We start from the raw sequence: 14,408 nt of genomic DNA on the forward strand, positions 1-14,408 counted from the left end.
ATAGCGAACTCTCGTAGCAGGATCTGGCGATTATTGTGATATGGAGGGTGAGTAATGCGTCAATTTATCCTATCTTTGGAAAATATTCCTAGGGTAGGATGGCGCTTGCTTGATCTTTGGCATCACCCATTATTTTTTAATAATGGTACTGAAAGTTATTTCCTAGGGTAATGAGTAAAGGTTCCGCCAGAGCCTCTGCTGCTACGACAAGCAAGTAGTCATCCATTTTTGACTATTTCTTTGAGTTCGTTTTAATTTGACGAATTATGAGAAATAAAATCAAAAAAATAAAGCACCAATTAACATTACAAAAATGTGATTTTATCGGTGCTTTTGTTTTTCGGAAGCAATTACAAAAAAACATCATCACAGCTCCCGAATAGCTCGGCTGGCTCTGCCAAATACTATTTGGTCTCTTTTAGTCATGGATCGCGTAACGCCAATATATTTACCTGTGTGACTCCTCATTCAATCGCGATCTGGCTCCCCGAATTAATTAAATTATTGTCAAACTGACCTGAGTATGATCAGGCCTTAAAAAAAGCTGATTTCGATCGGAAAGGGGATCTTATGTACTTTGGGTTACGGATTTACAAACTGAAAAATGAAAAGGATTTTGGTGCTACAATTTGCTTTTGATTGGATGATTTACGATGTCCACAAGGTCGATTATGGCTCTATAAAGGAGATCGAACCATTCTGAGATCGGTATGCCTTAAATGCGATATCTGCTAATATCCTAGTGCTGTTGAGTGCTTATGTTGGTGATGGAGTAGAAAGGCGTCAGCTTTTGAAAGATGAAGAAATGCAGGAGTTTGCAATTGCAGTGTATCGTCTGTTGATCGTATACTGTATCGTCAATCATCGTAAACTAGATATTACTAAAGCTGAGCTGTAATCGGAAGCAGACGAGCTTATAGAAAAAGAACTGGAATTGAGCAAAAAAATCGCTGATTTTTTCAGTCGATTATCGAAATAACCAATAACAAACAAATTATGAATACGTTAAAATTATTGACGCTAGTCAAGATAATTATAAATACCTACATCTGCCAAGCACTGGCCAGATACTCGAGCAGATCCTATTGTAAGGGTACTGGGCGAGTGCTGAAAAAAGTACGCCTACTGGCTTTGGACTTTTTCCCAGTTAATACCGGCCTTTCTTCTGCCTTTTATGCTATTCGCTTCGAATTGGCATCGGGTTTTCATCGGTGTGACCCACTGAAATTCCGCAGCCGACTCGATGAAAACCCGCGGAAAGGGCGAAGTTGGTCAGGAGTTGGTAGGGGATTGCTTCTGCTTACAGCTATAGTTTTTCAATATTTATATTTTTCTTTTAAGGCATTGAAGAACATAAGAGCGTTTATCTTATTAGCTCTTATGTTTTATATGTTTGGTTTATCTGCTCAGACGCTCCGCCAAGACAGCGGGGCGGATAGGCTAAATAGCATCAAGCCATTACAGATCGGAGATACCATTCCAGACGCATTGTGGGGGCTCTACCTACTGACTGTAAACCACCCAGACGGAAAACAAAGGATTACATTGAATGATTTTGGAAAGCAGGAACTCATTGTACTGGACTTTTGGGCAACCTGGTGCGGAAGCTGCCTGAATTCACTGCGAAAGCTAAAAGAAATAGAACTGCCAGCATCCGTTTCCGTGATACCTGTTACTGCGCAAACTACCGACGAAATCGAACATTCAAAGACCATTTTATATTGGTTCAAGGACTACAAGCCCTTCTCTGTAGCCGAAGATTTCGTTCTGACCTATTATTTCGGAGTACAGTCCGTACCGCATATTGTATGGATCAAGGGCAATAAGATCAGGGCAATCACATCTGCCAAATATCTTGACGTTGAAAACATAATAAAGGCACAAGCCGATGACTGGTCAACAATAAGCTCCAAAGCGGCCGGAAATATCCAAAGCCGAAAACAGGTCAATACTCAAAAGAAAGGGGGGCTGCTTTGAAAATATGGACAACACTCTTGCTGCTGATATTGTGGAGCTCATTATCTGCGCAGACCAATATCACAATTTCAGGAAAGATAGTGGATAAATCCAACGGAAGACCTATCCGGGGCGCAACCATTATGCTTAAAGGGAACAATGTGTCGACATCATCAGACCTTACAGGTAATTTTACCCTTGTGCCGACTGCCCGTGGCCAAGACACGATCCTGATCAGGGATGTGCAATATGTACCGGTATCCCGACCGATTTTATTGGGAAACGCGCAATATATTTCTGTTGAATTGCTCCCAAGGTCAAACACGCTGGAGGAAGTGAAGATCAACACCGGATATCAGCGTATTGACAGAAGGGCTTCTACCGGCTCCGTAGCAACGATCAGCGAGCGAGAAATACAGTATAATACATCGGGAAACCTACTTGACAGGATAGATGGTCTTATTTCAGGTGCCTATACAGATAGGACCGGCTATAATTTTAATGGAGCAGCGCAACAGCCCAACCTCACCATTAGGGGACAGTCCAGCCTTATAGGCCAGACCTTTCCCCTGATCGTTGTGGATAACTTCCCTTTTGAGGGCACGCTTGAAAATATCAATCCCCAGGATATAGAAACAGTTACCGTGCTAAAGGACGCTGCCGCCGCCTCAATCTGGGGTGTACGGGCTGGAAATGGTGTACTGGTCATCACAACAAAAAAAGGCAAACTGAACCAGCCTCTTTCCGTAGATGTTTCCTCCAGCTTGATGGTTTCGAGAAAACCGGACCTGTTCTCGCGCCAGACCGCCTCGTCCAGTGATTTTATTGACATGGAGAGGTTTCTTTTTGAAAAAGGTTTTTATGGTACACAGATCAATGACAGCAAAAAGCCGGTGATCACGCCAGTCGTAAAGCTTCTCATTCAGCAACAGAAACAGGAAATCAGCGAAAAGGAGCTCGAGGAACGATTAGCTGTACCGCGGGGAAATGACGTAAGAAATGATTTTCTGAACTTTGTTTACAGAAATGCTATTGAAAGCAGCTCTTCCATAGGCCTGCGTGGAGGCGGGGATAAGGTAAGCTATTCTTTTTCGCTCGGTTACAATAAAAATACCTATAGTATGCCAACAAACGGCCAGGACAGGATCACGGCCAGATTTAGCCAGACCTACAGGCCGGTATCAAAACTGACCCTTTCGACAGACCTTTCTTTTAGCAGGATCACGGGCACCATGTATAACACTTCCAATATGGTAGGCTACGGCCACATCAAGGTCAACAACAAAGAACTCTATCCATATGCACAATTGAAAAACAGCGACGGGGTTAATGACATACTCTACACGGACTATGACAGAACGTTTATCGACCAAAATCAGGGGCTGGTATCCAGGAATTGGAATTTTGTCCCCCTGGATGAGCTCGAAAGAACCGGTAGCAGGTCAGAAAATCAGCAGATTGTCGGGGGGCTTGATCTGGGTTACGACTTAGTTAAAGGCCTACGGTTCACCCTTCAGTCGCAGCTGAACCGCGCCCTAACAGAATCCTCGTCATTACTGGAAGAAAACAGTTATTATACCCGGAACCTCTACAACCGCTTTACAGCCATAAACGGAGGCAAGACGACCTATGGGATACCTGATGGTGGCATACAGGACAGAAGCAATGCCAAACTATGGGGCTATTCCCTCCGGACCCAGCTGGACATCGACAGGCAGCTGGGCAGGGGGCACCGCCTTCAGGGGATAGCCGGGGCCGAGGTAAGGGAAATCAATAACAGCAATTCATCCTACCGAACTTATGGGGTCCAGGCAGACAGGAATACTTTTTCGCCAGTCGATTTTGCCAACACATATCCCCTGTTCCCCGCCATCGGCGGTAAAGGTTATATACCAAATGGGCTGGGGACAGGAAGAACGGCAAATAGATATGTATCCATCTACTCAACTATAAATTACAGCTTTGCCGACCGGTATTTTCTGTCTGCCAGTGCTAGAAGCGATGCCTCCAATATATTCGGCGTGGACACAAGAAATAAATGGTCCCCGCTCTGGTCCATGGGCGGTGGATGGGAAATATCGGGGGAACCATTCTATCATTCCGATGCGGTGAATTATCTTAAAATACGTTCTTCCTTCGGCTATAGCGGAAATGTGGATGCAAGTATCCCTGCTGAACTTGTACTCCAACAGGCCAATTATCTGGATTTTTATTCGAACCAGCCGTTTACCAATATCCTGTCCTTGCAGAATCCGGGGCTGCGCTGGGAGAAAGTTCAAACTTTCAATGCGGGCATAGAATGGAAAATGTGGAATAAAAGACTGGATTTTACTTTTGATTATTACAGAAAGAAATCGCTCGACCTGATCGGTTTCGCTCTTGTCGATCCAACACTGGGTACCTCCTCCGTGACAATGAATTCCGCGGAACTCAAAGGCCAGGGATTAGACCTCACCGTCTCGACGGCTATAAGCAGCCGCAACTGGTCATGGAACGGGGTATTACGGACCGGGTACAACAGGACCACCCTGGAAAAATATCATGGTAGGATATTGGCTGTGACCAATCAGGCGATGTATGCCGGGTATTTTGTGGGAAAGGACCGAAATATGCTGACCAGCTTCCGCTGGGACGGATTAACAGCTGATCAGGGAGCTCCAAGGGGATTCGAAAATGGAGAACCTTCGATCAATTATCAAAATATAATCAGAAACACGGATCTGGATGATCTGGTATATCATGGCTCAAGTGTACCCCCGCTAACGGCATCCTACCGGAACAGGATAGGCTACAGGAACCTGGAGTTTGCATTCACCGTCTCAGGGCAATTTGTTTACTTTTTCAGAAAGAACAGCATCAACTATTCTTCCTTTTTCAGCAACTGGTCAGGGCATTCAGATATTTCCATACGATGGAAAAAGACAGGTGATGAACTGCACACCGATGTACCAGCAATGTACTATCCCCTGAATACAGACCGGGAAACTTTCTATAGCCTCAGCGAAGTTCTTGTCAGGCGGGGAGACCATATCCGGCTACAGGATATCAGGCTTTCCTACCGTTTCTCAAACATCGCAAGACAGCGGATAAGGTCATTGGAACTATTTCTCATGGGTACAAATATGGGGCTGATCTGGACAGCGAACAAAGAAGGGATAGACCCCGTATCCAACGGTGCGATAGCACCTCCGCTGACACTAACGGGAGGGTTTAAGATTGGATTTTAAAACACGTAGACAACGATGAAAAAACGAAAATTTTTAAAAAGTGGCGCAATCATTAGCCTGGTGGCATGCGTCCTCTCAGGCTGCTCCCGATATCTTGACTTAAAACCTGATGACAGTTTCTCCATTCCCAGCAGCCTGCAGGACCTGCGGGGCCTGCTTGACAACAGCGAGGTGGTAATGAACTTTGCCACAACAGGCCTTGGGGAAACAGCCTGTGACAGTTACTACCTAAATGAAACTTCGTGGGCAGGAATGACCAACGAAAGAGATAGGCTGCTTTATCTCTGGCAACCGTATAGTCCCGTGGCCAGCCAATGGACCGGCCCCTATCAGGCGATCCTGTATGCCAATACGGTACTAAAATACCTGCCTTCTATAAAAATGGCCACCAGTGATGAAGCGGAGGTGAATACGCTTCGGGGGGCAGCCCTTTTTTATAGGGCGCACCAGCTCTTCAACCTGCTGCAGGTATTTTCCCTTCCTTATGATCCTTCGGGGAGCAATGCCCAGCTTGGAGTGGTCTTACGGACTGAGCCATCCCTGGATGAACAGATCTCAAGAAGTACTGTTCGTCAATGCTATGATTTTATCATCACTGACCTGAAAACATCCATTGGGTTATTGCCGGACAGAACCGATATCCCGACAAGACCTTCAAAAGCGGCATCCTATGCAGAACTGGCCAGAATATACCTGGTCATGTCCGAATTTGAAACTGCCGGACGGTACGCGGATTCCGCCCTGATGATCCGGTCAGAAGTTATGGACTATGGAACGGAAATAACCGCTACCGCGAGTCTTCCTTTTTCCAAATGGAATAAGGAAGTGATTTTCGACGTAGCCATGAACGGCGGCGTAGCCCTTGCGCCTTCAAGGAGACGGGTAAACATGCATGAATATGACAATTATGAAAAGGGGGATCTGAGGAAAGTGGCATTTTTCTCCCTGAACAACCTCGGGGAAATCCTCTTTAAGGGGAATTATAATGGTTTAAATTCCTCCCAGTTATTTTGCGGGACAACGACGGCCGAAATGTACCTTATCCGTGCGGAGGCGAATATCCGCCAAAACAGGCTGAACGATGCGGCAAAAGACATCGATTTGGTTCGGGCAGGGCGTTTTTCCACAGATGACTTTAAACCCGTAGTGTTTACAGACCAAAGGAGGGCACTGGAATACATAAAAAAGGAACGTCAAAGGGAACTGATATTTAGGGGACAGCGGTGGTCAGATATCAGAAGGTATATCCTACTCGGTGAACAGGTGGAAACAATGACCAGGACCGCCGAAGGGAAAACATATACAATGAAGCCGTCCGATGTGGTCAGGTATCTGTATAAACTACCTGATGAAGTGATTGATAATGGGTCGCTCACTCAGAATTGACAGTAAAAAGAGAGGAAAAACAATCAGTCTTTCCTCTCTTTTTCAGGAGTAGTCAGATTATTCCCTCACCCGTACGTTTGCCGAATGTTGCTCGTTTGAAGTCGCAGTCTGTATTTCATTCTGCAATGTGCTGTCTATATCGGGCTGCCCGTTTAAATCTACAGGTGCCCGTAGTGCACATACCTGATCCCCTGGGTTACAGGTCGGCATCGGTTCATCTTCTTCTATGAGCCGATACTTAGTTGGATCGGTCGGGGAATCCGATGAAGACCCGATAAATTCAAACCATTGCGTTGCAAGCATCTTTGGTGCTACAGTAGGCTCCGTTTTGTTCTGGTTCGCTCTCACAATATAGAAAGCTCCGAATAATAGTATTAATGCTGTAAATCCAGCTATGATTTTTGATTTTAACGTTATCATGGTGTAATGTTTTAATTTGAAATTCTGTTGGTAATCATTTTGCACATCGGTTTTGCCTCACAGTTATGCAATCGAGGGTTCCTATTGTATGGTCGGCCAGCTTCCTGGAAGCCGAGAAGCCAGCTAACTCGGGAACAGTGCAAACTTACGCGGATACAACATCTTGCTTGCGACTCTCTTTAGGGCCAAGGATAGACAGATAGGAGCATAGCGCAGTGTGCTGAACCAAAGAATGGCTCTATACCTGAATCGAAGGACAAACTGCCCAAACAGTAGGATCCCTAAGGACTGGAGCCCCGACCTGATCTGCAGGCCTAGCTGGCTGATTTTCGTTTTTACTGTTTGTAGACTTTTCATCTTCGTTCATTTTACCTATCCATAACCTGTAGCGCAGCGGCACATCCTGGGTGCGGCCTGCCCTCTGTGTTGTTTTGCACTTTATCGCTGTACCCGCGTCCCTATTTTATTTTGCTCCAGCTATCTCCTCCCAACCTTTCGCAGACGTACCGAAGATAGCTGGACTCCCAGTCGGGAAAGACGGGGATCGCATGGCACTTGTACGCCTGCCATCTCTTTTGCTTTTCGTTCTTTAAGCGTATTTCAAAGGTAAGGCAGCCTCGGTGAATTCATTTATCCATTTTTGATCATATGATGTATTCATTTTTGTCATTGTCGGGATTACGATGGAGTTCAATATAATCGGAGGGATACAGGCCTACCCGTTTTTCAAAATATTTGGAGAAACCACTTGGGTATTTAAATCCGCAAAAATTGGCTACTTCGCCAATACTATAAGTCGAAAGCAATCTTTCTTTTGCCAGCGGAAGGAGTATTTCGTCCCTATACTGTAAAAGAGTCTGTCTGTAATGGCGTTTATGGCAGCGCGTCAGGTGGGCATCAGAAACGCTTAGGATAGTGGCAATCAGGCTTATATTCACTTCCTGAAAACCTTGGTTGACGATATCATGGATCATTGTTCTAGCTTTTCTGGCCAGTATTTCACTTTCGCTCAGTTTCTCATAGAATGCAAATTGTTTTGATTCGGCGATATCAAATAACTGGTAAATCTGCTCGACAACCTTTGCTTCGTTTTGTTTGCTATAGTTGAAAAAGATTGTTTCAATGCGGTTGAGCTGGTAATCAGTCAGCTCTTTGATCGGCCATAAGGCGGTCTGGTAAAGACTGGATTTATCCCTTTTTCTGGCATTTTTTAATTCGGATAGAAAGTGGCCGTGATGGTAGATGATGTCCCGCACCAGGCCGATATCAATCAATAGCCCGTAGACCAGGTAATTCCCGGGCTTTAGCAGTATATCGAATTTACTGCGCGGAATGTAGGTAAAAGTACTATGTCTATGGGGAAGTACTATTTCGTTTTTGGTACCATGTTTTTGAACGATAATATCGTCCGTCGCGTTCTTGGTATAAATCAGGTGAAAGTCTGGCCTGTTTGTTTTAAGTTGCACGATACAATCAGTGGGCACATGGGCCTGTAGCCGATATAATATGGTCTGCCGGTAATCTATGTATTCCTCTACAAGCTGGATAGAAGGATCCTCATATAGATTACGCTTGGCACCAGGTAATTGGGTGAGAAATGGGTGTTTTTCGTCCTCGAAATAAGCTACTTTTGGTAATATAAATTTGAAGGTCTTCTTCATAATTGATCGTGGTTTATTTTTCAACTTTTACGGTATGGAAAAGTATTTATAATTTATTTACTAAATACTACCGTCCAGCACATGTTTATTTAATATATTTTTGCTATTTTATAGCTCGGTTTGACTGTTATTTATTGACTACGCCTAAATCCCAGCTAATGGATGAGTGAATTCAAACATAGAATTTGTGATTGTTTTATATTGTAGAATTAATTCCTAAATCAACTGCATTACTTCTCAATTGATCGACACTACTTCCTGTCACTGCTGAATTGATCCCAAATATATCGAGTATATAAGGTTAAAAGTTGTCCAAATCTGGAGAAAGAGTTGTACATTTTCCGTACTAGCCCACTAGTTTTCAAAATACATAATACTGGATTTTAGTGGGAATGCTCGCACCTCTTGCGAAATAAGGACACTTTTGGAGAAATTAGGACAAGACTAGGACATGCTCGCACTGAACAATGGCTGTATGGCGCTAGATTTTTTTTCATTTTCCTGAATTTTTAACTGTTACCAGTTCAAGGATATGGAAGGTTTTTTGGCCGAAAAGCGGCCATATGGTGGCCGAAAATTGGCTAATCATTATGCTCTTTTTCTCTCCCCTTTATTCACCATTTTTTCGTGTCTGGTTCGTGCCATCTTCGGAATGCGCCTACATATTTCCTACAGATTATCTACATATTGCCTACATAATCAGTAGGGAAGGAGTAGGGAAACAGTGGAGAAGAAGCGGGCGGCCTCCGAATAAGGGGCGAGGCAGGTACGAAGGATTTATGAAAAAGGATGAACTAGTTGCGATATCATCATTTAACTGCCAATTTTTTTGTTTTTTTTAATGTCCCGCAAAAATCCCCAAAATATGGGAAGTGAAAGAAAACACCACGGTTTGTCTTAGTATCTGCGTAAACTGTGAATTGAGATGTTACAATAATGTTGTTTCGTTTTGTTTTGGTGATGTTTCTTTTTGTTTTTTTTTCTTAAATATGAAACTAACTACTTATTTTTAAATTAAAACAATGTTAACAATATGGTAATCATTGTTATGGTAGTTTTTGTGGTCTTGTTTGTTAGTTTTGCAGCGTTTTAATCTAAATCTTATACCTGTTTTAACTTGTGTTGTTTATTTCTTATTCTTTCAATTTTTAAGAAATACATTTGTTTTGTTTGTTTTGAAATATTTGTTTTGTTTGTTTTTCTGAATTGTATTCGATCTCAAGTCAGAACCAGTTATAGATTTGTTTAACCAAAATTATTATGAAAAAATATAATCAATTAACATTCTCTTTGTTATCGTTGCTGTTTTTTTCTTATTGTAAAGAAGATGTTGCAACAAGGCAAGGTGAGCATGATCCCAATAAACCGGTCGTGCTCTCTTCTTTCTATCCTGCAGAAGGCGGAGCTAAGGATAAAATCTTATTAGATGGTCAAAACTTTGGATCCGATCCAAATAAGATCAAAGTGTATTTTAATAATGCACGGGCTGCAGTAGTCTCCTCAAGTGGAGAACGTATTTATGCTATTGTGCCACGTCTTCCTGGTGATGATCCCAAAATTTCGGTTGTCATCGGTAAAGATTCATTGATTTATGATAAATCATTTACTTATCATATCCAGGCGCAGGTCAGTACAGTTACCGGTACAGGGGATAAGGACTTTTTAGCAGGTACACTCGATCAGGCACATGTCTATGGCAAATACCTAGATATGGACGCGCAAGGCAACCTATTTATGACCTGGCGTGATGGTGGATCATTTGGGATAGCGCGTATCAACGAAAAGGAAAATATCGTTACCCCTTTATATTCAGCTGCATCCTCACCAAACCCTTATGCCAACGGGGTGACAGTGGATCGGGAAACAGGTATTATGACAGTTTCGCACGAGTCGGTTGCGGAAGTGTTTTTTTCCTTTGATCCAAGAGAAGCTTGGACACTTCGCCAGCGGAATGCACAGTTCTCAGCAGCTGATTACGGCAAAATTGTTCAGGCGGATAGATATGCCAACTTTGTGACTTTTTGCCCCTACGATGGCCATTTATATACACGCTTCCGTGATGGTCATATCGCTAAAATAGATCCGGTGACATATGCTGCGACGATCGTGCACAAAGGGCCTTATGGTTCACAATATGGACAGGCTATTAATCCAGCAAAACCTTGGGAGTTGTATATTACGTTACACTCAAACGCTAGCCCGAACACGTTTGCACAAGGAATTTCTGTATTAGACCTACGTCCTGAACATATCAACGAAGGCTTCAAACGTATCAATGCACCGGGTGGGTCGGGATTTCGCGACGGCCCCGTTAAAGATGCAATTTTCAATTATCCAAAGGATATCAAATTTGACAAGACCGGAAATATGTTTATTGCCGATTATGGTAATCACTGTATCCGTATGCTATCGGCTGATGGAATTGTTTCTACTGTTGCCGGACAACCGACTAAAGCTGGTTATAAAGACGGTGGGCCTGTAGAGTCGCAGTTCAACCAACCTTGGGGAGTTGCGGTGAATGATCAGGGCGATATCTATATCGCCGATTGGAGCAATGCGCGCATCCGTAAATTAGTTATCGAATAATTAACCTACTTATTATATTATGAAGATTTTTTATTTTTTGTGCATGCTGCCGCTGTGCCTCTGGCTATCACCTGCGCTTGCACAACAAACAGAAGAACAGTTAACGATTGCCGGAACTGTCGTTGATAGCAAGGGGCAACCTATATCTAAAGTATCAATCTATGTCAAGGATAAACCGAAAGGAGCAACTTCTACAGATGATAAGGGAAAGTTTACTATTAAAGCTGTGTATGGAGACTGGTTGGTATTTACCAGTGTGGGCTATGACGTTGCCGAGCATTTGGTGGTAGAATCCACCAGTAATCTTGAATTAAAGATGCTGGACAAGAGCACCAATATCGACGAGGTTGTGGTTGTCGGTCTGGGAGCCAAACAGCGAAAAATTAGTTCTGTAGGTGCCATTACAACAGTAGATGTAAAACAGTTACAAAGTCCCGCACCTTCTATCGCGAATATGTTAGGGGGCCGCGCCGCTGGTATTATTTCGATGCAGACCTCGGGTGAGCCTGGAGCAAATATTGCAGATTTTTGGGTGCGTGGTATTGGTACATTTGGTGCCAATGCGAAAGCCTTAGTGCTTATTGATGGACTTGAAGGTGATTTAAATACGATCGATCCCGCTGATGTAGAGAGTTTCTCCATTCTGAAAGATGCTTCGGCAACAGCGGTATATGGTGTGCGGGGTGCAAATGGCGTTGTATTGGTAACCACTAAACGCGGTACCGTAGACCGTATCCAGATTACAGGGCGAGCAAACTCTACGTTATCACGACTTAATCGCCTACCGAAATACCTACGTGCTTATGATTATGCCCTATTGGCTAATGAAGCTTCCGTAGTGCGGGGGAGCGAGCCCTTGTTTAATGATACAGAATTAGGTATTATACAACAACATCTAGATCCAGATATGTATCCAGATGTCAGTTGGCAGGATGAGATTCTAAACCGAAGCTTTTGGCGTCAGAGCTATTATGCCTCTGGGCGCGGCGGTTCTGAGGTAGCACGATACTTCCTGAGTTTGGGCGGTAATAGCGAAACAGCAGCGTACAAAGTCGATAAGAATAGTATTTACAGTTCTAATGTTGGCTACAATACTTACAATTACCGTGTTAATCTTGATATTAACTTAACCAAAACAACGAAGGTATTTTTGGGTTCAGATGGCTTTCTATCTGTTAAAAAAGAACCTGGTTATGGTAATACGGATGATATCTGGAAAACACAATCGACACTTACGCCCATTTCCATCCCGCTTCAGTACTCTAATGGCTTATTACCCGGGGTTGGATCAGGGCAGCGTTCATCACCTTATGTGATGATCAACCGTACAGGTAACTATAATAATCAAAACTATAAAGGTAAGGTAACACTGGCATTGGATCAGGACTTGAGCAGTGTGCTTGAAGGGCTGAAAATCCGTGGTCAAGGTGCTTATGATATCCAGAGCTATTTTTCTGAACGTAGGTGGATGCAGCCTGCATTGTATGAAGCAACAGGCCGTAATTTGGATGGGTCATTGATCATGGTTCAAAAGGTACAGGAAAGGCCCGCGTCCTATTCAAAATTCGTAAGCCAATATCGAAAGTATCATTTTGAGTCTACACTTAATTATGATAAAAAATTTGGAGAAGATCATCGTACTTCAGCTTTAGTTTATTATTACCTGAGCGATGCCAAAAATACGGATGATGCAACCAATAATTTGACGGCGATACCTGTTCGTTATCAAGGTGTTTCCAGTAGATTTACCTATGGTTATAAGGATACTTACCTATTGGATGCCAATTTCGGTTATACCGGTTCCGAGAATTTTCAACCTGGTCGCCAGTATGGTTTTTTTCCTTCGGTAGCGATAGGATGGGTACCTACAAGTTACCAATTTATGAAGAATGTAGCTCCTTGGTTAGATTACTTCAAAATCAGGGCGTCTTATGGTACTGTAGGTAACGATAGAATTGTAGATGACGTACGTTTCCCCTACCTCACTAAGGCGGATATAGATCGGAATAAGGTCTGGGGAATTGATGGGATAGAAACGATTACCGAAACCCGTATCGGTGCAGACAATCTAGCGTGGGAAAGAGCTATTAAATCCAATTTGGGTATTGAAGGAAAGCTCTTTAATAATAAAATTGATTTTGTTATAGACTTTTTCCAAGATCAACGGAACGGTATTTTTCAACCGCGGGTGCAAGTGCCGGATTATGTGGGCGTAATTTCTAATCCGTATGCCAATGTGGGGCGTATGAAGAGCTCGGGTGCTGATGGTAATATTAGCTACACCACCAAGTTGAATAGTGATATGACCCTTACTTTGCGGGGTAACTTCACTTATTCAAAAAATGTTGTGCAAAACTGGGAACAGGCTTACCTAGAGTATTCTTACCTAGAGTATAATGGTTATCCTCATAATTCCATTCGTGGTTATCAAGCATTAGGCTTATTTAAAGACGAAGATGACATTAAATACAGTCCGACACAAAGCTTTGGAACGGTATTACCCGGTGATATTAAATACAAGGATGTGAATGGTGATGGTATCATTAATACCCTTGATAAAGTACCATTGACCCATAGTAACTATCCATTAATCATGTATGGATTCGGGGGAGAGTTCCGTTACAAAAATCTATCATTAGGTGTCCTTTTCAAAGGAACAGGTAAGACTTCCTTCTTCTATGTTGGGCAGCCGATGAAATATAAAGATGTTACTGAAAATACGGGTATGGGCTATATGCCCTTCTTCGGCGGTACAGATGGTAACGTCATTACCATGGCTAATGATCCTGCCAATCGTTGGATCCCGAGAGATTATGCGCTACAGCATGGTATTGATTTATCCTTAGCCGAAAATCCAAATGCCAAATTCCCGCGTTTGCAATATGGTAATAACAGGAACAACAGTCAGTTATCCTCCTTTTGGATGGATGATGCCCGCTATTTGCGATTGCAAGAACTTACGTTGAGCTATAATGTAAGCCCGAATTTCTTAAAGCGATTAGGTGTCAAATCCATGGATCTTCAGTTTGTTGGAAACAACCTATATATCTGGGATAACGTTAAGATTTTTGACCCCGAACAGGCGGCTTGGGGTGGACGTAAATACCCAATTCCGACGACTTATTCGTTACAGGCTTATATTAATTTTTAATACCATAGAAATAATCGAAAG

8 protein-coding genes are annotated in these 14,408 nt (G+C 43.1%); 5 read left to right on the top strand and 3 right to left on the bottom strand.

All coding sequences use genetic code 11. The annotated features are described in order from the left end of the window. The first annotated feature begins 996 nt into the window (after window positions 1-996). From B2O97_RS08510 to B2O97_RS08520, 3 genes are read left to right on the top strand one after another with little or no spacing between them, the layout of a single operon-like run. The gene (locus B2O97_RS08510) at window positions 997-1,977 is read left to right on the top strand and encodes a TlpA family protein disulfide reductase (protein ID WP_286767258.1); all 981 of its coding nucleotides are present in this window, start codon (window positions 997-999) and stop codon (window positions 1,975-1,977) included. Beyond that, complete coding sequence (locus tag B2O97_RS08515; protein WP_286767259.1) at window positions 1,974-5,183, top strand: SusC/RagA family TonB-linked outer membrane protein; 3,210 nt, start codon at window positions 1,974-1,976, stop codon at window positions 5,181-5,183. Before B2O97_RS08510 ends, B2O97_RS08515 begins: the two co-directional genes overlap by 4 nt. A 15-nt stretch (window positions 5,184-5,198) precedes the next feature. Next, entirely contained in the window at window positions 5,199-6,569 is a 1,371-nt protein-coding gene (locus tag B2O97_RS08520; protein WP_286767260.1) for a RagB/SusD family nutrient uptake outer membrane protein, read from the top strand. Window positions 6,570-6,626: 57 nt separating this feature from the next. Here B2O97_RS08520 and B2O97_RS08525 read toward each other — a convergent pair whose 3' ends face one another. The 3 genes from B2O97_RS08525 to B2O97_RS08535 all read right to left on the bottom strand — a co-directional run bounded on the left by B2O97_RS08525 (window position 6,627) and on the right by B2O97_RS08535 (window position 8,650). After that, window positions 6,627-6,989, bottom strand: coding sequence for a hypothetical protein (locus B2O97_RS08525; protein WP_070567277.1), 363 nt, complete (start codon window positions 6,987-6,989; stop codon window positions 6,627-6,629). A gap of 123 nt (window positions 6,990-7,112) precedes the next feature. After that, window positions 7,113-7,346 (bottom strand): hypothetical protein, encoded by a 234-nt coding sequence (locus B2O97_RS08530; protein ID WP_139145028.1) that lies wholly within the window; start codon window positions 7,344-7,346, stop codon window positions 7,113-7,115. A 287-nt stretch (window positions 7,347-7,633) separates the two neighbouring features. Continuing rightward, the gene (locus B2O97_RS08535; protein WP_070567275.1) at window positions 7,634-8,650 is read right to left on the bottom strand and encodes a helix-turn-helix domain-containing protein; all 1,017 of its coding nucleotides are present in this window, start codon (window positions 8,648-8,650) and stop codon (window positions 7,634-7,636) included. 1,260 nt (window positions 8,651-9,910) lie between these two features. Here B2O97_RS08535 and B2O97_RS08540 point away from each other — a divergent pair. Together B2O97_RS08540 and B2O97_RS08545 are read left to right on the top strand one after the other, a co-directional pair. Then, window positions 9,911-11,236, top strand: coding sequence for an IPT/TIG domain-containing protein (locus B2O97_RS08540; protein ID WP_070567272.1), 1,326 nt, complete (start codon window positions 9,911-9,913; stop codon window positions 11,234-11,236). Window positions 11,237-11,255: 19 nt separating this feature from the next. Further along, entirely contained in the window at window positions 11,256-14,387 is a 3,132-nt protein-coding gene (locus B2O97_RS08545) for a SusC/RagA family TonB-linked outer membrane protein (RefSeq protein ID WP_070567270.1), read from the top strand. Window positions 14,388-14,408 lie beyond the last annotated feature (21 nt).

Source organism: Sphingobacterium sp. UBA865, from assembly GCF_002295765.1.
GTDB lineage: Bacteria > Bacteroidota > Bacteroidia > Sphingobacteriales > Sphingobacteriaceae > Sphingobacterium > Sphingobacterium multivorum.

What these genes read in the sequence shown, in the direction of transcription:
- B2O97_RS08510 (WP_286767258.1), top strand. Translation starts at nt 997, where the DNA reads ATGAATACGTTAAAATTATTGACGCTAGTCAAGATAATTATAAATACC.
- B2O97_RS08520 (WP_286767260.1), top strand. Translation starts at nt 5,199, where the DNA reads ATGAAAAAACGAAAATTTTTAAAAAGTGGCGCAATCATTAGCCTGGTG.
- B2O97_RS08525 (WP_070567277.1), bottom strand. Translation starts at nt 6,989, where the DNA reads ATGATAACGTTAAAATCAAAAATCATAGCTGGATTTACAGCATTAATA.
- B2O97_RS08530 (WP_139145028.1), bottom strand. Translation starts at nt 7,346, where the DNA reads ATGAAAAGTCTACAAACAGTAAAAACGAAAATCAGCCAGCTAGGCCTG.
- B2O97_RS08535 (WP_070567275.1), bottom strand. Translation starts at nt 8,650, where the DNA reads ATGAAGAAGACCTTCAAATTTATATTACCAAAAGTAGCTTATTTCGAG.
- B2O97_RS08540 (WP_070567272.1), top strand. Translation starts at nt 9,911, where the DNA reads ATGAAAAAATATAATCAATTAACATTCTCTTTGTTATCGTTGCTGTTT.
- B2O97_RS08545 (WP_070567270.1), top strand. Translation starts at nt 11,256, where the DNA reads ATGAAGATTTTTTATTTTTTGTGCATGCTGCCGCTGTGCCTCTGGCTA.